Origin of the sequence: Amantichitinum ursilacus (genome assembly GCF_001294205.1) — a bacterium.
Lineage (GTDB): Bacteria > Pseudomonadota > Gammaproteobacteria > Burkholderiales > Chitinibacteraceae > Amantichitinum > Amantichitinum ursilacus.
The window spans coordinates 98,303-115,540 of sequence record NZ_LAQT01000004.1 but is presented as its reverse complement, the minus strand read 5'-3'; the positions used below and the strand labels follow the sequence as shown (position 1 = coordinate 115,540).

The 17,238-nt window shown below is 60.8% G+C and carries 19 protein-coding genes; 6 read left to right on the top strand and 13 right to left on the bottom strand.

Annotation, left to right across the window (positions count from 1 at the left end; all coding sequences use genetic code 11):
* Positions 1 to 42 precede the first annotated feature (42 nt).
* The gene (locus WG78_RS07240; RefSeq protein WP_152969108.1) at positions 43 to 693 is read left to right on the top strand and encodes a PAS domain-containing protein; all 651 of its coding nucleotides are present in this window, start codon (positions 43 to 45) and stop codon (positions 691 to 693) included.
* Between the two features lie 18 nt (positions 694 to 711).
* Here WG78_RS07240 and WG78_RS07235 read toward each other — a convergent pair whose 3' ends face one another.
* From WG78_RS07235 to WG78_RS07215, 5 genes are all read right to left on the bottom strand, one after another.
* Positions 712 to 2,046: an MFS transporter gene (locus tag WG78_RS07235; RefSeq protein WP_083458844.1), complete on the bottom strand. Its 1,335-nt coding sequence runs from the start codon at positions 2,044 to 2,046 to the stop codon at positions 712 to 714.
* Positions 2,047 to 2,186: 140 nt separating this feature from the next.
* Positions 2,187 to 3,335 (bottom strand): galactonate dehydratase, encoded by a 1,149-nt coding sequence (gene dgoD / locus WG78_RS07230; RefSeq protein WP_053937133.1) that lies wholly within the window; start codon positions 3,333 to 3,335, stop codon positions 2,187 to 2,189.
* Positions 3,332 to 3,949, bottom strand: coding sequence for a 2-dehydro-3-deoxy-6-phosphogalactonate aldolase (locus tag WG78_RS07225; RefSeq protein WP_053937132.1), 618 nt, complete (start codon positions 3,947 to 3,949; stop codon positions 3,332 to 3,334). Before WG78_RS07225 ends, dgoD begins: the two co-directional genes overlap by 4 nt.
* Positions 3,939 to 4,832, bottom strand: a complete 894-nt coding sequence (locus tag WG78_RS07220; protein ID WP_053937131.1) for a 2-dehydro-3-deoxygalactonokinase — start codon at positions 4,830 to 4,832, stop codon at positions 3,939 to 3,941. The genes WG78_RS07225 and WG78_RS07220 overlap by 11 nt, the downstream gene beginning before the upstream one ends.
* Before the next feature lie 227 nt (positions 4,833 to 5,059).
* Positions 5,060 to 5,833, bottom strand: a complete 774-nt coding sequence (locus WG78_RS07215) for a substrate-binding periplasmic protein (RefSeq protein ID WP_053937130.1) — start codon at positions 5,831 to 5,833, stop codon at positions 5,060 to 5,062.
* A gap of 165 nt (positions 5,834 to 5,998) precedes the next feature.
* Between WG78_RS07215 and WG78_RS07210 the strand changes: the two genes are divergently transcribed.
* Positions 5,999 to 6,337: a DUF2185 domain-containing protein gene (locus WG78_RS07210; protein WP_053937129.1), complete on the top strand. Its 339-nt coding sequence runs from the start codon at positions 5,999 to 6,001 to the stop codon at positions 6,335 to 6,337.
* 57 nt (positions 6,338 to 6,394) lie between these two features.
* Here the strand turns inward: WG78_RS07210 and WG78_RS07205 are convergent, their stop codons facing one another.
* Positions 6,395 to 7,792, bottom strand: a complete 1,398-nt coding sequence (locus tag WG78_RS07205) for an aminotransferase-like domain-containing protein (RefSeq protein ID WP_053937128.1) — start codon at positions 7,790 to 7,792, stop codon at positions 6,395 to 6,397.
* Between the two features lie 190 nt (positions 7,793 to 7,982).
* Here WG78_RS07205 and aptA point away from each other — a divergent pair, with 190 nt between their 5' ends.
* Both aptA and WG78_RS07195 read left to right on the top strand, forming a co-directional pair.
* On the top strand, positions 7,983 to 9,326 hold the full coding sequence (gene aptA / locus WG78_RS07200) for an omega-aminotransferase AptA (RefSeq protein WP_053937127.1): 1,344 nt from the start codon (positions 7,983 to 7,985) through the stop codon (positions 9,324 to 9,326).
* Between the two features lie 13 nt (positions 9,327 to 9,339).
* On the top strand, positions 9,340 to 10,863 hold the full coding sequence (locus tag WG78_RS07195; RefSeq protein WP_053937126.1) for a CoA-acylating methylmalonate-semialdehyde dehydrogenase: 1,524 nt from the start codon (positions 9,340 to 9,342) through the stop codon (positions 10,861 to 10,863).
* Positions 10,864 to 10,959: 96 nt separating this feature from the next.
* Here WG78_RS07195 and WG78_RS22365 read toward each other — a convergent pair whose 3' ends face one another.
* The 4 genes from WG78_RS22365 to WG78_RS07180 form a co-directional block, all read right to left on the bottom strand.
* A complete protein-coding gene (locus WG78_RS22365) occupies positions 10,960 to 11,139 on the bottom strand; it encodes a hypothetical protein (protein WP_152969107.1) in 180 nt (59 codons plus the stop codon).
* 155 nt (positions 11,140 to 11,294) lie between these two features.
* The gene (locus WG78_RS07190) at positions 11,295 to 11,861 is read right to left on the bottom strand and encodes a DUF4865 family protein (protein WP_083458843.1); all 567 of its coding nucleotides are present in this window, start codon (positions 11,859 to 11,861) and stop codon (positions 11,295 to 11,297) included.
* Positions 11,862 to 11,863: 2 nt separating this feature from the next.
* Positions 11,864 to 12,253 carry a tautomerase family protein gene (locus tag WG78_RS07185; protein ID WP_053937125.1) on the bottom strand — a complete coding sequence of 130 codons (390 nt, stop codon included), beginning with the start codon at positions 12,251 to 12,253 and terminating at the stop codon, positions 11,864 to 11,866.
* Between the two features lie 2 nt (positions 12,254 to 12,255).
* The gene (locus WG78_RS07180) at positions 12,256 to 12,594 is read right to left on the bottom strand and encodes a carboxymuconolactone decarboxylase family protein (RefSeq protein WP_236691996.1); all 339 of its coding nucleotides are present in this window, start codon (positions 12,592 to 12,594) and stop codon (positions 12,256 to 12,258) included.
* 103 nt (positions 12,595 to 12,697) lie between these two features.
* Here WG78_RS07180 and WG78_RS07175 point away from each other — a divergent pair, with 103 nt between their 5' ends.
* Positions 12,698 to 13,621 carry a LysR substrate-binding domain-containing protein gene (locus tag WG78_RS07175; RefSeq protein WP_053937168.1) on the top strand — a complete coding sequence of 308 codons (924 nt, stop codon included), beginning with the start codon at positions 12,698 to 12,700 and terminating at the stop codon, positions 13,619 to 13,621.
* On the opposite strand, the gene WG78_RS07170 is transcribed toward WG78_RS07175, so the two are convergent.
* From WG78_RS07170 to WG78_RS22665, 3 genes are all read right to left on the bottom strand, one after another.
* Positions 13,615 to 13,989: a hypothetical protein gene (locus WG78_RS07170; protein ID WP_053937124.1), complete on the bottom strand. Its 375-nt coding sequence runs from the start codon at positions 13,987 to 13,989 to the stop codon at positions 13,615 to 13,617. The two genes, WG78_RS07175 and WG78_RS07170, sit on opposite strands and share 7 nt — an antisense overlap.
* Before the next feature lie 487 nt (positions 13,990 to 14,476).
* Entirely contained in the window at positions 14,477 to 14,848 is a 372-nt protein-coding gene (locus tag WG78_RS07165) for a hypothetical protein (protein ID WP_152969106.1), read from the bottom strand.
* Between the two features lie 402 nt (positions 14,849 to 15,250).
* Complete coding sequence (locus WG78_RS22665; RefSeq protein ID WP_053937122.1) at positions 15,251 to 15,622, bottom strand: FlxA-like family protein; 372 nt, start codon at positions 15,620 to 15,622, stop codon at positions 15,251 to 15,253.
* A 211-nt stretch (positions 15,623 to 15,833) separates the two neighbouring features.
* On the opposite strand from WG78_RS22665, the gene WG78_RS07155 reads away from it, so the two are divergent.
* Positions 15,834 to 17,234, top strand: coding sequence for an L-serine ammonia-lyase (locus tag WG78_RS07155; RefSeq protein WP_053937121.1), 1,401 nt, complete (start codon positions 15,834 to 15,836; stop codon positions 17,232 to 17,234).
* Positions 17,235 to 17,238: the final 4 nt, after the last annotated feature.

Below are 17,238 nucleotides of genomic sequence, written 5' to 3'. Positions count from 1 at the left end.
AAACCCGTATCGCCGCGTTGGCCGGCACCGCATGCAGATGCATTGCGTCAGTTCGCCGCGTTTGGCGAAGGCGATGTGTTTTATGCGGTGCTGCAAAAAACACGCGTACCGATGGTGATGGCCGACGCCCGTAGCGACGGCCATCCGTTGGTGTTTGCCAACGCCGCCTTCGCTCACCTGACCGGCTATAGCGTGGACGAGGTGATGGGCCGCAACTGCAATTTTTTGCAGGGCGAGGCCACGCGCGCCGACACCGTGTTGCAGGTGCGCGACGCATTGGACTGGCCGCGCGAAATTGCGGTGGAGCTGCTTAATTATCGCAAAGACGGTTCGGCATTCTGGAACGCGCTGTTTATCTCGCCGGTGTTTGACCCTGACGGCGAGTTACGCTATTTCCTCGGCTCGCAACGCGATGTCACGCAGCGCCATGCTGCGGCCGAAGCGTTGCGTCATGCGCGCGACGCCGGCAGCGATGGGCATATCAGTAGCGAAGCGGCGCATGACTTCAACAACTTGCTCCAGGTGATGTTGGGGCAGTTGGGTTTGCTGACGCGTTCGCTGCAAAAGACGCCGGTGCCTGGCGCCAAGGCACAGCATCACTTGCAGGCGGTGCGTATGGCGGTGGAGCAGGCGGGTATGCTGTCCAACCAGCTGCAAGCGGCGGCGCAACAAGCGCGCCACCGCCGCAGTTAACGGAGTTGCGGCTGGGGCTTATTCCCCCACGCGCCGCACTTCGCCCACCAGAAAGATGTATGACAAGGCGCCAATCAGCGCCACCACCGAGATGTACGCCAACGCCGGGGCGAAGCCGTAATCCTGCGCGATGTAGCCGATGACCAACGGCACGGTGATGCCGCCCAGGCCACCCACAAAATTGAACACACCGCCGGTCAAGCCAATCAGGCGCAGTGGCGCCAGCGACGACACCAGCGACCAGGTGATCGAGGCAAAGCCATTACCGAAGAAGGCAATCGCCATCAAGGTCATGATCCACACGGGGTCTTCGGTGTAGTTGGCGCCGATAATGCATGTGGACAGCAGCAGGCCGCTGATAATGGGCAGTTTGCGGGCAAAGCCAATCGATTTGCCTGCGCGGACCATGCGGTCTGCAGCAAAGCCCGACAACAGTACGCCCACAAACGCAGCCAGGAATGGCACTGTGGTCATAAAGCCTGCCGTCAACGCGCTCACGTGTTTTTCCTGGGTCAGATAGCTGGGGAACCAGGTCAGGAAGAACCACAGCGTGGAGGCGATCGCAAATTGCCCGACGTACACGCCCACCAGCTTGCGATTGAAGATCAGCTTCCAGTCTGCAGCCGTCACCTTGCCGCGCGATTTTTGCGTGGAGGGCGCGTCGCCATCAATCATGCCGCCCCCCGCCGCAATATGGTCGAGCTCGGCCTGATTAATGCCGCGGCTCTTGCGTGGCGGTTGGTAGACGAAATGCCAGACCAGCGCCCAGATGATGCCGACAGCGCCGGTGGCGATAAACACCCAGTGCCAGCTGAGCGATTCCTGAATCCAGATCAGCAGCGGCGTTAGAAATGCCAACCCGACAAACTGGCCCGAGGTATAAAAGCCAACGGCCGAGGCGCGTTCCTGCTCGGGAAACCAACTGGTGACCATGCGATTGTTTGTGGGAAACGCGGGCGCTTCAAACAGACCGGTAATGGCGCGCAGCCCGACCAGCGAAGCCAGCCCACCGGCAAAGCCCTGGAACAGGGTGGCGACAGACCAGCCCATCACCGCAATAAAGTACGTGAGCTTGGAACCCACGCGATCGAGAAACCAGCCGCCCGGAATCTGGCACGCGGTGTAGGTCCATGCAAACGCGGAAAAAATATAGCCCATCTGCGCGCGGCTGATGCCGAACTCTTTCTGGATATGTGCTGACGCGACGGCGAGGTTGGCGCGGTCGACGTAGCAGATGACCACGGTAATAAAAATCATCACCAACGTCAGGTAGCGGCGTCGGGTGGGTTTTTGTAACGCGGTTGGCGCGGTGTTTTGCGGCGAGGACGGAGTAGCAGTTTGAGAGGATTGCATGATCGACTTTCCAAAAGAGAGCGGTTGACGGGGGCGTAGCGGCTCCTCGCGGAGCCGTTGCCCACGATTTTTTATGGTGTTGCGGGATAAAACTTCGGGTTACGGCGCGCCGTCAGGGGTAATCATTGACGCGCCCGTGTTTACCATTCGGCGACTGCGCCGTCGGGATAGCGCCACAGCGGGTTACGCCAGTCGGGCGCGCTCTTGCTGCGTTCGATAACCAGCGCTTCGTTCACTTCCACGCCCAGGCCCGGCTTGGTGGGCGGGCGGAAGTGCCCGTCGGCCATGCTGAAGTCCTGCGGGTTGAGCACGTAATCGAGCAGCTCGGCGCCCTTGTTGTAGTGGATGCCCATGCTCTGTTCCTGCAGCACGGCATTGCGCGCCACAAAGTCCAGATGCAGGCACGACGCCAGCGCAATCGGGCCCAGCGGGCAATGCGGCGCCACGGCGACGTCATAGGCTTCGGCCATGGCGGCGATCTTGTGGCATTCGGTCAGGCCGCCCGCGTGCGACAGATCGGGCTGCACGATGCCGAGGCCACCCTCGGCCAGCACGCGTTTGAAGTCGAAGCGCGAGAACATGCGCTCGCCGGCTGCGATCGGGATATGCGTGGCGGCTTGCAAACGCGGGTAGTACTCGGCTTGCTCGGCCAGTACCGGCTCTTCGATAAACAGCGGTCGGTGCGGCTCCAGTTCCTTGATCAGCACGCGCGCCATCGGGGCACTGACGCGGCCGTGAAAATCGAGCCCGAATTCGATGGTATTGCCAAAGGCAGCGCGAATTTCCGCCACCACCGCCACGGCGGCATCCACCTTGCGGATGTTATCGATAATGCCCATCTCTTCGCAGCCGTTCAGCTTGAAGGTATCAAAGCCGGTGGCTTGCAGCGTTTTGATCCCCGCGATCACGTCGGCGGGACGGTCGCCACCCACCCAGCTATAAGCCTTGATCTTGTCGCGCACCAATCCACCCAGCAGTTGGTACACGGGCACACCCAGCGCTTTGCCCTTGATGTCCCAAAGCGCTTCGTCAATGCCGGCAATGGCGCTCATCAGGATGGGGCCGCCGCGATAAAACGCGCCGCGGTACATGGTTTGCCACAGGTCGTTGATGCGATGCGGGTCTTGCCCGATCAGCATTTCCCCCAGCTCGTGCACCGCCGCTTCCACCGTACGGGCGCGGCCTTCGATGACGGGTTCGCCCCACCCGGTGATGCCTTCATCCGTTTCGATTTTCAAAAACATCCAGCGTGGGGCCAGACGATAAGTGCTCAGACGGGTGATTTTCATGATTGGATACTCCGGTAAGCAGTCACAAATTCGCGCGCTAGTTCGGCGGTGCGCGCTACGCTCTGGCCTGCGCGATACAAGTCGCCGCCCAGGCCTGCGCCCGCGCAGCCCGCGGCCATATAGTCGGCCAGGTTGGCGGGGGTGATACCGCCAACGGCATACACCGGCACGGCGGCGGGCAGCACCGCTTTCAGCGCCTTGATATAGGCCGGGCCAAAGGCGCTGGACGGAAAAATCTTCAGCGCCTGTGCGCCCGCTTGCAGCGCAGTAAACGCCTCGGTGGCGGTGGCGCAGCCGGCGTACACCTGCAGCTGATGGCCCACCGCGCGCGAAATCACCGCCGGGTTGGTGTTGGGCGTGACGATCAGCCGTGCCCCCAGTTGCGCCAGTTGGTCCACTTGCGCGGGCTGCAGCACGGTGCCTGCGCCGATCTGCGCGCGCTGGCCAAACTGGCGCACCGCCAGCGCAATGCTGCTGTGCCAGTCGGGCGAATTAAGCGGTATCTCAATCAGACCGAAACCCGCGTCGATCAACGCTTCGATATGCGCCGGGGTTTCTTGCGGCGTAATGCCGCGCAGGATGGCGATGAGCGGAAGGGGGGAGTTATTGCTCATGGATCAGGCTCCGGATGCCGTTCTGGAATGCGGCCTCGCCATCCACGGCGGTGGCGTCGATGCCCGCCAGCGCAAACGCTTGCAGATAGCGTTGGCCCAGGTTGCGATTGCCGATGACGTTGATGCTGGCGCCCGCCGGAATCGCCCACTGCGCCAGCATGCCGCCGACTTCATTGCCGATCAGCAAGCCCGACAACCAGTCGCCGACGGCGGTGGGGGGCAATGCGCCCAGCACGCGCGCGCCACGGGTTTCGAACAAGGCGCGCAGGATGTTGCGATCAGTCAGGCCGCTTTGCAGGCCGCGATGGAACCACTCGGGTGCCGCGCGTTGCGACGGCAGGCCCGTGCCCAGCAATGATTGCGTCAGCAGCAGGTGATGCAGCTCGCCGGTCATCACGGTGCGGAAATCCAGCACGCGTGCGCCGTCCAGTTGGGCCCATTTGCTGTGGGTGCCGGGTAGCACGTAATACGGGGCGGGCTGTTCGCGATAGGCACCCAGCAGCTGCGTTTCTTCGCCGCGCATCACGTTGTGGTTTTCGTGCCGGTTAACGCACAGACCGGGCACGATCCAGGCCTTGACCGGAAACACCTCGGTCACCGGCAGCATCTGGCCCGCCAGTTCGTCCAGGCTGACCGGGCAGGGCAGATAGGGCGCTTCGATCCAGCCCGCGTTACTGCCCACCATGCCAGCCATCACCACGGGCATGGCGTGCTGGTGCAGCCATGGCGACAACAGCCGCTGGAACACGGCGTGCGGTGTTGCGCCCGCCAGCCGGGTCACGCCCAGTTCTGATTGCAGGTGATCCGTGCAGACGCCGTCCTGAACGCGCCAGGCGCGCAGATTGGTGGAGCCCCAATCGACGGCGATGTAGTTGTGTTTCACAGGGTGCCCTCCGTGGTGGGCGCGGCGTAAAACGCGGCGCTACGGTGCAGGGCAGAGAGGTGGTGTGCGGTGAGAGCGGTTGTTTTTTTGCGCATGGCGCCTCCGGAAAATGACGCCAGCACATGGGGGTGGGCTGGCGTCTCGGAGGGCATCGTAGTGCGGGATAATTGGCGAACAACCCGACTTTGATCAACAAATGTGAAGATCGTGTGGCGGGATTTTTTGCGTCATTTCCAGCGTGCTTCGATCGTTTTGTACTCGCCGCTGGCGATGATACGGCTCATGCCGTCGTTGAATTTCTGCAGAAAAAAAACGCTATCCGGATGGCTGCGGCTGAACACGCAATACAGTGACGTCTCGGCCGCCAGACCTACCGGTTCCACCTTGCCGCCCAGTTCTTCCGGGTTGGTGCGCAGCAGGGATTGCGCGACTTTCTCGAAAGCCAGGGCGTAATCGACGCGGCCAAGCAACAGCATGCGTAATCCCATAATGCTTTGCGAGGTGACTTCCTTGCGGATGTCCTGATTGCTATCGAACTCGGTGCCGTATTCGTATCCGTTGGTAATGGCCACACGTTTGCCGATCAGATCGGCCACGCCCAGATCGTGGCGCACCGTGGTGCGGCTGGCGCGGGCAAAGATCAGGGCGCGACTGTTAAACAAGGGATGTTGCGGCCACAGATAGTCGGCCTCGTTGAGCGCAGTGCGTGATGTATCAAAACAGCCGACCAGCTCGCCCGCGCGCACCATGCGGATACAACGCGCGTAAGGCAGCGACACAAATTGTGCCTGCACACCCACTGCAGCAAACGCCGCCTGCACGATGTCTTCGGCCATGCCGCGCGCCACGCCATCGATGCGGCCCGAGTACGGATACCAGTCGTCTTCCGCACCAATCAACACCTGGTTGGGTGCGCTGTGCGTGGCCGCCCCGGCCGCGCTGTGGACCAGCATCAACGCCGTCAGAACCAGGTTCAGCAGCCAGCCCCGTGCCTTTCTCATTCATTGTTCCCGCCGCCGCATGTGGTCAGCCGAATATCGATGAAGGCTGCTGCAAACGCAATCGGGTGTACGCCGGGGCGGCGGCAATACAACAATACAAGTGCTTTAGCCGCCGCCAGCGCTCCGGTATGCTGGCTGTTCCCAGTACAACGCGCAGGAGCCATCATGCAAAAACACTACAAGCTCAATCATAAAGAACTGGCCGATCTGGCCAGCGGGCGCGGCCTCTGTGTGACCACCGACAAGATAGTGGTCGACGGTGCACCGGTCGGTTATATGGTGCGAGAAGAACCCGAAGACGACCAGGACAGTGGTTGGCGCTTTTTTGCCGGCGACGAGGACGATAAATATATCGATAACCCGAAAAATTTCAGCTTGCTCGATCTGAATGTGCTGGCCAATTACGATCAGAGCATTGTTCCTTTCATCGATGCGCCGGTGGGTGCGGCGTTCGATAAAGTGGAAGGCGAGTTTTATGACGCCAGCGATGAAGCGGGCGAATAAATAACACGCTGGCCAACAAGGCCGGGGCACGATGTTGGATTCGTGCCCCGGCCTTTGTTATTGGCGCTGCAAAAAGCGATAAAACGCCGCGTTGTCGGCATGCGCCACATTGATACGCAAGGCCGCTTCGGCACGTAAATCGGGCCGGAACAAATAACCCGGCGCCAACAAGATGCCCTCAGCCGACGCCTGCTCCACCAGCCGGTTCACCTCGACCCCATCGGGCACGCCCGCCCACAAAAACATCCCGCCCACTGGCCGATGCGCCAACTGATAGCCCGCCGCCAATAACGCCTCGCTAACTTGCTGCTGCGCTTGCGCCAGCCGCGTGCGCACACGCGTTAAATGCCCACGCAACGTGCCTTCGCTCAGGATGACGTGCACCAGTTGTTCGTTGATTTCGGAAGTGGTCAGGCCTTGCGCCATTTTTAGCGATACCAGCCGCTCCGCGAGTCCGGTCTCGCACGCAATAAAGCCGACGCGTAATGCGGGCGAGATGGTTTTGGAAAAACTGCCGACGTGGATGACGCGCCGCAACTGGTCCAGGCTGGCGATGCTATGCGCGGTGCCGGGGTGCAGCTCGGCAAAAATGTCGTCTTCCACAATATAAAAATCATGCTGCTCGGCCAGTTGCAGCAGGCGGTGGGCGGTCGCTGGCGTACAGCATGCGCCGCTCGGGTTTTGCAGATTGCTATTGGTAAAAAACGCCTTGGGTTGGTGCTGGCGTGCGATCTGTTCCAGCGCCAGCGGGTCGGGGCCCTGCGCGGTAAACGGCACGCCGATGATATTGACGCCCAGCGCGCGTAAGCCGGGCAGCAAATTGCAATAACCGGGATCGTCCACCAGTACGGTATCGCCGGTTTGCAACAAGGCGCGCGCGATCAGGTCCAGCGCGTGGCTGGCGCCGTGGGTCAGCACAATCTGTTGTTCGGCGGCTTCGATTTCGCGTGCGGCAAGCCGGGTCTGGATTTGCTGTCGCAGCGGCACATAACCATAGGCATGGCCGTATCGGGTGAAGGCGCTCGGTTGTCGTCGCGCCAGCGTCGCCAGGCCATGTTTGATGCCATCGGCAAACACTAGCGTTTCGGGCAGCCAGCCACTACCGGCTTGCAGCGTCAGGCTGTCGTCGCCGTACACGCGTTGTAATAGCAGTAGTGCGTCTTGCGCGCGCGGGCCGGCAGTCGGGGCTGCATTGCGTTTGCGGGTGCGTGCCAGCACAAAATAGCCGCTGGCCCGACGTGCCTCCACATGCCCCGACGCCACCAGCCGGTTATAGGCATTGGTCGCCGTCAGCGTGCTGATCTCGCATTCGCGCGCCAACGTGCGCACCGAGGGCAAGCGGGTGCCGGGCCGCAGCGCGCCGCTCTCAATGCGACGCGCCAATGCATCGTGTAACTGGCTTACCAAGGGCAGGGTATGGGCAGGATCAAGACGCAGCGACAGCGATTCGGTCATGGCAGTGTTTATATACAGATTGATGCGTCTTACTGTGCCAGATCGTTATATCGCCGCGCAAGCAAGCCATCTCCGGCCAACTGTATTGCTGCATCGCTATAGACAGCCCCAGCGCTTAACCGTCGCACTGTATATAGGCAATCGGCAGCGCGGGTTTTAGGCTGTTGAGCATTATCGATAGGAGCAGCGCATGGGCACCACGCACGACATCCCCGTCATCAATGCCGAAGCCGCCTGGTTGCCATTTACGGGCAACCGCGCCTTTAAGGACAACCCGGCACAACGCACGCTGGTGTCGGCCAAAGGCGCGTATTACCAGAATGCGGCCGGCCAGACGCTGTTTGATTGCTTGTCGGGCTTGTGGTGCACGCCGCTGGGCCATGGCCATCCCGCCATTGTGGAAACGTTAAAACGCCAGGCTGAAACGCTGGATTACGGTACCGGTTTCCAGTTTTCCAATCCGCAGACCTTACGCCTGGCCGAGCGCATTGCCGAGCGCGCACCGGCTGGGCTTGATCATGTGTTCTTTACCAATTCCGGCTCGGAATCGATTGATACCGCGCTCAAGATCGCCATCGGCTATCACCGTCTGCGCGGCGAAGCCACGCGGTTTCGCATGATCGGGCGCGAGCGCGGCTATCACGGCGTCGGCTTTGGCGGCGTGTCGGTGGGCGGCATGGTGGCCAACCGCAAGATGTTTGCGCCGCTGATGCTCAATGGCGTCGACCATTTGCCGCATACGCATAATCTGTCGGAAATGGCATTCAGCCGCGGCCAGCCCAAATGGGGCGCCCATCTGGCCGACGAACTGGAAAAGCTGGTGGCTTTGCACGATGCCTCGTCGATTGCCGCGGTTATCGTTGAGCCGATGGCGGGTTCAACCGGCGTCCTGGCACCGCCCGAAGGCTACCTGCAGCGCTTGCGCGACATCTGCACCCGGCACGGCATTTTGCTGATTTTTGATGAAGTGATTTGCGGCTTTGGCCGCCTGGGCGACTGGTTCGCCGCATCGCGCTTTGGGGTGACGCCCGACATGATCTGCTTTGCCAAAACCATCACCAATGGCGTGGTGCCCTTGGGCGGCGTGATTGTGCGTCCCGAAATCTATCAGGCCTTTATGACCGGCCCGGCTCACGCGGTGGAATTCATGCACGGCTACACCTATTCCGGCCACCCGCTCGCGGCGGCTGTGGGCAATACGGTGCTTGATCTGATCGATAGTGAAGGCCATTTGCAGCATGCACGCGCACTGGAACCCGTGCTCGAAAATGCGGTACATGCCTTGCGCGATGAAAGCAGCATCACCGATATCCGCAATATGGGCCTGGCGGCGGCAGTGGACCTGGCGCCCATCCCCGGTCAGCCTGGTTTGCGCGGCTATCGCGTGTTTGAGGCCGGTTTGCAAAAAGGCCATCTGTTCCGCGTGACCGGCGACACCGTGGCGATGGGCCCACCGTTTATTGCCCAGCCTGCCGAAATCGAAACCATGACTGCCTGCCTGCGCGACCTGATCCGCAGCGTGCCCAATCACTGACCAAGGCCCCCGCATGACATCCAATCAAGATTTGCAACAACTCAAGCTGGCCGGCCACTGGATTAATGGCCTGGCCGTCGCGGGTCAGTCCGACCGCTTTGGCGAAGTGTTTTGCCCGGCCGAGGGTAAAGTCAGTGGCCGCGTTAGCCTGGCCAATGTGGACGAAGTGGCCAGCGCCGTGGCCAGTGCCAAAGCGGCGTTTCCGGCCTGGGCTGCCACGCCGCCGCTGCGCCGCGCGCGGGTGATGTTCCGCTTTCGCCAGATCGTTGAAGACAATATCGATACGCTGGCGCATCTGATCGCGACCGAGCATGGCAAAGTGCTGGCCGACGCCGTCGGCGAAATCCAGCGCGGGCTGGAGGTGGTGGAGTTTGCCACCGGTATCCCGTCGTTACTTAAAAGCGAGATGACCGAAAACGTCGGCACCGGCGTTGATAGCTATTCCTTGCGTCAGCCGCTGGGCGTGGTGGCGGGCGTCACGCCGTTCAACTTTCCGGCGATGGTGCCGCTGTGGATGTTTCCGGTGGCGCTGGCCAGCGGCAATTGCTTTGTGCTGAAGCCGTCCGAGCGCGTGCCCGGCGCGTCGCTGTTGCTGGCGCAATGGCTTAAACAGGCGGGCCTGCCGGATGGCGTATTTAACGTGGTGCAAGGGGACAAGGTGGCGGTGGACGCCTTGTTGGACCATCCGGACGTCCAGGCGCTGAGCTTTGTCGGTTCGACGCCCATCGCGCGTTATATCTACCAACGCGGCACCGCCAATGGCAAACGTGTGCAAGCGCTGGGTGGCGCCAAAAATCACATGGTAGTGATGCCCGATGCCGATCTCGATCAGGCCGCCGATGCCTTGATGGGCGCGGCTTATGGCGCGGCGGGCGAGCGCTGTATGGCGATTTCGGTGGTGGTGCCCGTGGGCGCGGCGACGGCCGATGCGTTGCGCGAAAAACTGGTGGCGCGGCTGGCTAAATTACGTGTGTCGTATTCGCTGGATAGTCAGGCGGAAATGGGCCCGCTGATTAGCGCGCCGCACCGCGACAAGGTGCGTGGCTATATCGATAGTGGCGTGGCGGAAGGCGCCGATCTGGTGGTGGATGGTCGCGGTCTGCACGTGGCCGGGCACGAGGCCGGTTTCTTTCTGGGCGGCAGCTTGTTTGATCACGTTACCCCCAGCATGAAAATCTATCGCGAAGAAATCTTTGGCCCGGTCCTGGCGATAACGCGCGCGCCCGATTACGCGACCGCGCTAAATCTGGTTAACGCCCACGAGTTTGGCAATGGCGCGGCCATTTTCACTCGCGACGGGGCGACGGCGCGGCATTTTGCCAGCCATGTGCAGATTGGCATGGTGGGGGTGAATGTGCCGATTCCGGTGCCTATGGCGTTCCATAGCTTTGGCGGCTGGAAAGCCTCGCTGTTTGGCGACCACCATATGCATGGCCCGGAAGGTGTGCGCTTTTATACGCGGCTTAAAACCATCACCGAACGTTGGCCGGATAACGTAGCGGCCGGGGCCGAGTTTGTGATGCCGACGATGAAGTGATGTGGTGCAGCGGCCATAAAAAAAAACGGGCAGATCAGCAATCTGCCCGTTTTTTATTAATTACGCGTAGCGCGCGGGTTGCAAGCGCGCGGGCGATTATTTGATCGCCACCTGCGCCGGGGTCGATGCCGCCGCTTCGGTGTAATAATCGCTGCCGGTGCCTGCCTTGTAAAACGAGAAGCCGACGCCGACGATCATCATCAGCATTACCAGAATCTGCCAGCCGGCGACGCGCACAACCGGAGCGGGCTCAGTAGTACGAGGTTGCGTGATCATGATCGTTAGCCTTGTGGCGTTGGGGTATGTAGCGATCATAAACGTGTAGTTAAACTAAAGAAACTACCGCAAAAACCATGTAGCAATATTACATACGGCGTTCTACCTAGGCAGCGTTACCTATGCCGTTGAGCGCGATAAACGGCGATCGCTACCTAAGCGCCAGGCCGCGCCAATGCTGGCGCTGCGATATGGCCAACCTGCCAGCGCCGATCATCGGCGGCCCCCGTATTCGCTAAAGTGGCCTCGCGCCATAGTGTGAATTTTACCTGATGCCATGTCACCATTTCGAAACCACTGATCCAGCCCAGCAAATCGGGCGTTTTCGGGATGGGTTCGCGTAATCGGGCCAGGTCGGAGTACGGCGTAATCGGATTCAGACTGCATGCGGCGTAACGGGCGCTGCGTGCATCGGGGGCAAACCAGCTGTCGAGCACTGCCCAGGTCTGGATGATGGGCCAGCCCAGATCTTGCGTCAGCGCTTTGAAGCCGGGGCCACTTAAAAAGCGGAACATCGCGGCGCTGTCTTGCCATAGATAAAACGGGGCGTAGCTATTTTCTGCGGCCGGCGCGTGGGCAGTGTCGCGGCGACTGCTTAGATAGGCTTTGAGAATCAAGCCGTCAAAGTCATCCAGCAACGGGCCTTTATCCGCTATGCGCCGCGCAATGATGTCCATGTCGTAATCGGCGGGCAGCACAAAGCGATATTGCATGGCCAGCATGATTACGCCTCCTGCGGCGCGGCAGACACACCGCCACCAAATGACCAGTTACTCATCGGCATGTCGTTGATCAGGATCATCACATTCTCCGGCGCAATGCCCGGTGTCACGCCCAGCAACTGCACCAGTCGCGCATAAAACGTCTGTTTGACGGCATTGCTGCGTGCGCGGCCGGTAAACAGATGGATCAGCACAAATTGCTCGGTGCGCGGGCCGCCCAGGTAGGTGGGGTGATAGCGCAATTCACCGGGCTGATGCCGGTAGAAGGCCTGGAATAGATCGTTGGCCGGTACCTCAAACGTGGTTTCGAGCGCGGTTTGCAACTGGCTCGAAATTGCATCCAGCCATTCGACCGGCTGGCTGGCGTTTAAATGGATATGGGCGAAAGGCATATTTATTCTCCGGTGGCGGGGTTGGGCAGGTTTTGTAGGGCGGCTAGTGCTGAGGCCGCCGTAGGCCAGCCGGAATAAAACGCCAGATGCGTGATCAGTTCGACCAGTTCCGCCTGCGTTACGCCATGCAACAAGGCGCGCTGCAGATGAAACGGCAGTTGTTCGGTGCGATACAGCGCCACCAGCGCGGCGACCGTAATCAGGCTGCGATCGCGTGGCGTGAGCTGCGGCCGCTGCCAGATATCGCCAAATAAAACGGCGTCGGTAATCTCGGCAAAATGCGGCGCGATCTGGCCAAAGCCGGCCTGGCCCATGCCGCGCATGCTGCTTGCGTTTTCCATCGTTAACTCTCCGCGGTTGACATGCAGCCACCTTAACGCGCTCAATCTGTCCTGAAAATTGGAAAGTTATGGATGTATAGTTCGATAAAACAGGATGATGGCGATGGCGCACACCCACTTTGATATCGATAATCTGCGCACCTTTGTCGCAGGCATTGAGCTGGGCAGCTACGCCCGCGCGGCCGAGACGCTGGGGCGTTCCACTTCGGCCGTCAGCGCGCAACTTAAAAAGCTGGAAGAGCAGGCAGGATTGCCGTTGTTGCGTAAAGCCGGTCGCAATGTGGTACCCACCGACGCGGGCGAGACCTTGCTGGCCTACGCCCGGCGTTTGCTGGCGCTGAACGATGAAGCAGTCAGCGCATTACGCGGCGCACAAGTGGATGGCGTGGTGAAGATTGGCTTGCAGGAGGACTTTGGCGAGCAGTTATTGCCCGAGGTACTAGGCCGCTTTGCCCGGGCGCATCCGGCCGTGCGCATCGAAGCGCAAGTGGCGCGTAACGCCACGCTGCTGCAGCAAGTACAAACCGGGCAACTGGATCTGGCGCTGGCGTGGGAGGGCGTGGGCACTTCGTCGTGGTCGGAGCATTTATCGCAATGGCCGATGCAATGGATTGGCGCGCGCGCACAGCCGCTTTTGTTGCAGCCGGGCGAGCCCTTGCCACTGGTGGTGTTTGACGCGCCGTGTCTGATGCGTAGCGCAGCGACCGCGGCGCTGGATGCGGCCGGGATTGCGTGGCGCATTGCGTTTACCAGTCACAGCCTTAGCGGCGTATGGGCGGCGGTGGCGGCAGGTTTGGGGGTGACGGTGCGTACGCCCGCAGGCCTGCCTTCCAGCTTGCGCGCATTGGATAGCAACACGGTCAGCGCGGCGTTGCCGCCACTGCCCGCCTTACCGCAGCTGGGACTGGCGCTGCACCGGCATCACGCCAACCCGGCACCGGCCGTGCAACGGCTGCGCGACATCGTTACGCAAACGCTGTTACCGCAAGCGAGCATCGCGGCGCGTTCCCAACCGCCGGTTTACTGAATGCCGTTGGCGCCGGTGTCCACATTGATGCGCGTTAACACTGTGCCGCCTTTACCAAACACCAGACTGCCTTCCTGCTTGTAAAAGGTCTCTTCCGATACCACCACCAGTTCGCTCGGGCTGCTGGCCGCTTTGCCTTGCGCTGCACGTGTGCTGCGTACGTCGCCGGGCAAGCCGATCAGCGCTTCCACTTGGCGGCGGCTCATGCCGGGCTTGAGGCGCGCAAACAAACTGCCTGGCGCAGCGCGTGCGCTGGCCACTTTGCTGGCTTTGGCCGCTTTGGGTTTGTGGCGTGGTTTTTCCGGTGCGGCAACGACGAGGGTCGCGTAAGTCGGCACGCGATTGGGCAGCACAATCGGGCTGCCCATGGCTATTTCGGGGCTGGTTATGGGTTCGAGAGCGCACGCACTCAATAGCAATGCGCTCGTGAACAGGGCAGGCAGGCAGAATCGGCGCATGCGATGCTCCTCTTTTATTTTTTGTGATGTATTGAGCCTTGAGCGGCCAAACCGGGCGCGTGAAATGGGCAGGGCACGCCGCGACATGGCTGTGCGCCAATATAAGCGAAAATTAATATTGAGATGGTTGCGCTCGTCCCGTGCGCTACGCCGTTGGTCCAGCCTGAACGGGCAGACGGACTAACCAGGCGGCGCTCAGGGTCGAATCGAGTGTCCGGATTTCCTTGCCACGCTCGCGCTGCCGCTGATGGAGCAGCAGCGGGCCCGTGGCGGCCGCATTGGTTGCGCGTTGCGCTGCAACATTTATAATCGGACGAGTCTGATCGTGAGCACGCTCAGGCAATACAAAATGGAAATTTCCAGCCCCGCCACTGCGGGGTTTTTTTATGCCTGGCGGTCAGGCTTGCACCGGCTGGATTTGGGCATAAACCCATTCCAGCAATTGATCTGGCGATTCGCCAAGCATGCGCGCGCGCTCAGTCACTTTAAGTAAAATTTCACGGCGTACGGCCTGGCGTTGTATCCGTCGCGTAATCGCATCAACCGGTGCTGCTGCATCGGATTGGGGCGCACCATTTCTTTTCTCGCGCTCGGCGGGGGTCAGAAACAATACGGACGGGTGATCGGTCGGCAATACGCCTTCGGGTAATGCGGGATAAATCATGGAATCCAGATCTCTCGAATAACGTGCGTCAGCGCCGCTGTATGCGGCCTGTAGTCCGGCACCATAGGCAAAGAGAAGTTCCTCTTTGTTGCTGCGAGATGGCATCGGGCCGCAATGTTTTCAAGCGGCCAAAAGCAAAATCCCGATCAATACAGCACAGGCGACGGGGTAAATGCGAAAATCCTTATACGGCGTCGCGCCATATATATCCGCATTTCTGCAAAGATAAGCAAAAAACGGTAATTACGCGATTAATTTTATTGGGCGCCAATTAAGCGCCGCGATTAAGCGCGATGGCTAATACCGTTTATCGCAAGACTGTGGCGCGATGTGCAATACCACTTGTGACCGGGCAGCGCCGCCAGCATGCAAGCGCGCCCCGCGCTATGCCATGTGCATATGTGCTTGCGCCGGGCAAATAGTGCATGCAAGGCCCCACCCGCGGCGCAGCAACAATACCAGTGCGGCCCTGGCTGCCGCCTGGCGCCGATATTCGGCGTAAACCGTTCAGGCGTAGGTATCGATCAGATTGTTGCTGCTGCTCGACGTGGTCACGCTGGTGGTGGTCGTGGTATCGCCCGTGGTGCTACTGACCGAGGTGGTGGTGGAATTGGTTTGCGACGCGGAGTCCTGCTGCTGCAAAGCCGCAATCTGCTGCTGGATTGCTTCGATTTGCTGCTCGATCAGCCGCGTTTGCGCTTCCACCGTTTGCTGATCGGCGCCGCTGCTGTTTTGCGTGATCTTGCTCAGCGATTTTTCCAGCGCTGCCAACTGGCGCTGCAATGCGGCCTCTTGCGTGGCGTTTTTGCTGCTGCCTGACGAGGACGACGCGGCGAGTGAGCCAAGGCTGAAATTGCTGGACGACACTGCGCTAACCATGATGAACCCTCCGAGTACGCCCACCGTGGGCGCATGAACGCACTGCACATTAAACCCCCAGCATGTATCGCACGTTTGTCGGTTTGCGCCTGATATGTATCGCTGGCGTATCGGCGGTGGGCGTGCGGGCGTACGGGTTGTTGGCAGGTTGACGCTGCAGGGGCTCCGGCTCAGGCTGCCGCCGATCCCCCTTATTGATAGCGGCGTGCGCATGGCCATCAGCGTGTTTGATCTGTTCAAGATCGGTATCGGCCCTTCCAGTTCTCATACCGTCGGCCCGATGCGGGCGGCGCGGCAGTTTGCGCAGCGTTTGCAACGCGACGGTGTGCTGGGGCAGGTGGCGCGCGTGCGGGCCGAGTTGTTTGGCTCGCTGGGTGCAACGGGCAAAGGTCACGGTTCGGATATTGCCGTGCTGCTGGGTTTGCAAGGCGAAACGCCCGACCAGATCGACCCCGATATCGTGCCCGCCTTGGTTGAGCAAATCCGCGCGCAACAACAACTGGCGCTGCTGGGCCAGCACAGGTTGGCTTTTATCGAAAGCACCGATCTGATTTTGCATAAGCGCAAAGCGCTGCCGTACCACCCCAACGGCATGGTCTTTACCGCATTTGATGCCGCAGGCGGCCAGTTGGACCAGCGCGCGTTCTATTCGGTGGGCGGTGGTTTTGTGGTGGACGAGGCCGCAGTGGCCGCAGGCTTTGTGCCACCGGGGGCGACGGCGCTGCGCTATCCGTTCAGCAATGCGGCCGAATTGCTGGCGCAGTGTCGCGAGCATGGCCTTGGCATCAGCGACTTGATGTTGCAAAACGAGCTGGCCTGGCGCGATGAAGCCAGCATCCGCACGCAGTTGCTGGAGATCTGGCGGGTGATGCAAGCCTGTGTGGCGCGTGGCGTGGCGCGTGATGGCATTTTGCCTGGCGGCATGAAAGTACGGCGCCGCGCGCCCGATTTGTACCGCCAGTTGCTGGCCAAACCCGAAGCCGCGCTGACCGACCCGCTAACGGTGCTGGATTGGGTCAATCTGTATGCATTGGCCGTTAACGAAGAAAATGCGGCCGGTGGCCGTGTGGTTACCGCGCCCACCAATGGCGCCGCCGGCATCGTGCCCGCAGTGCTGCATTACTACGCGCGCTTTGTGCCGGGCGCCAATGACGCGGGCATCGTGCGCTTTATGCTGACGGCGGGCGCGATCGGCATTTTGTTCAAGCTGAATGCCTCGATTTCGGGCGCGGAAGTGGGGTGCCAGGGGGAGGTGGGTTCCGCCTGCTCGATGGCGGCCGGGGCGCTGACCGAAGTACTGGGCGGCACGCCGCAGCAAGTGGAAAACGCCGCCGAAATCGCCATGGAACACAACCTGGGCCTGACTTGCGATCCGGTCGGCGGCCTGGTGCAAGTGCCGTGCATCGAGCGCAACGCCATGGCGTCGATCAAGGCCATCAATGCCGCCCGCATGGCTTTGCGCGGCGATGGCAGTCATTTTGTGTCGCTGGACCGCGTGATCAAAACCATGCGTGATACCGGCCGCGACATGCACAGCAAATATAAAGAGACGGCCCGTGGCGGTCTGGCCATCAATGTGGTGGAAGTGCCAGTCAATATCGTCGAATGCTGAAAGC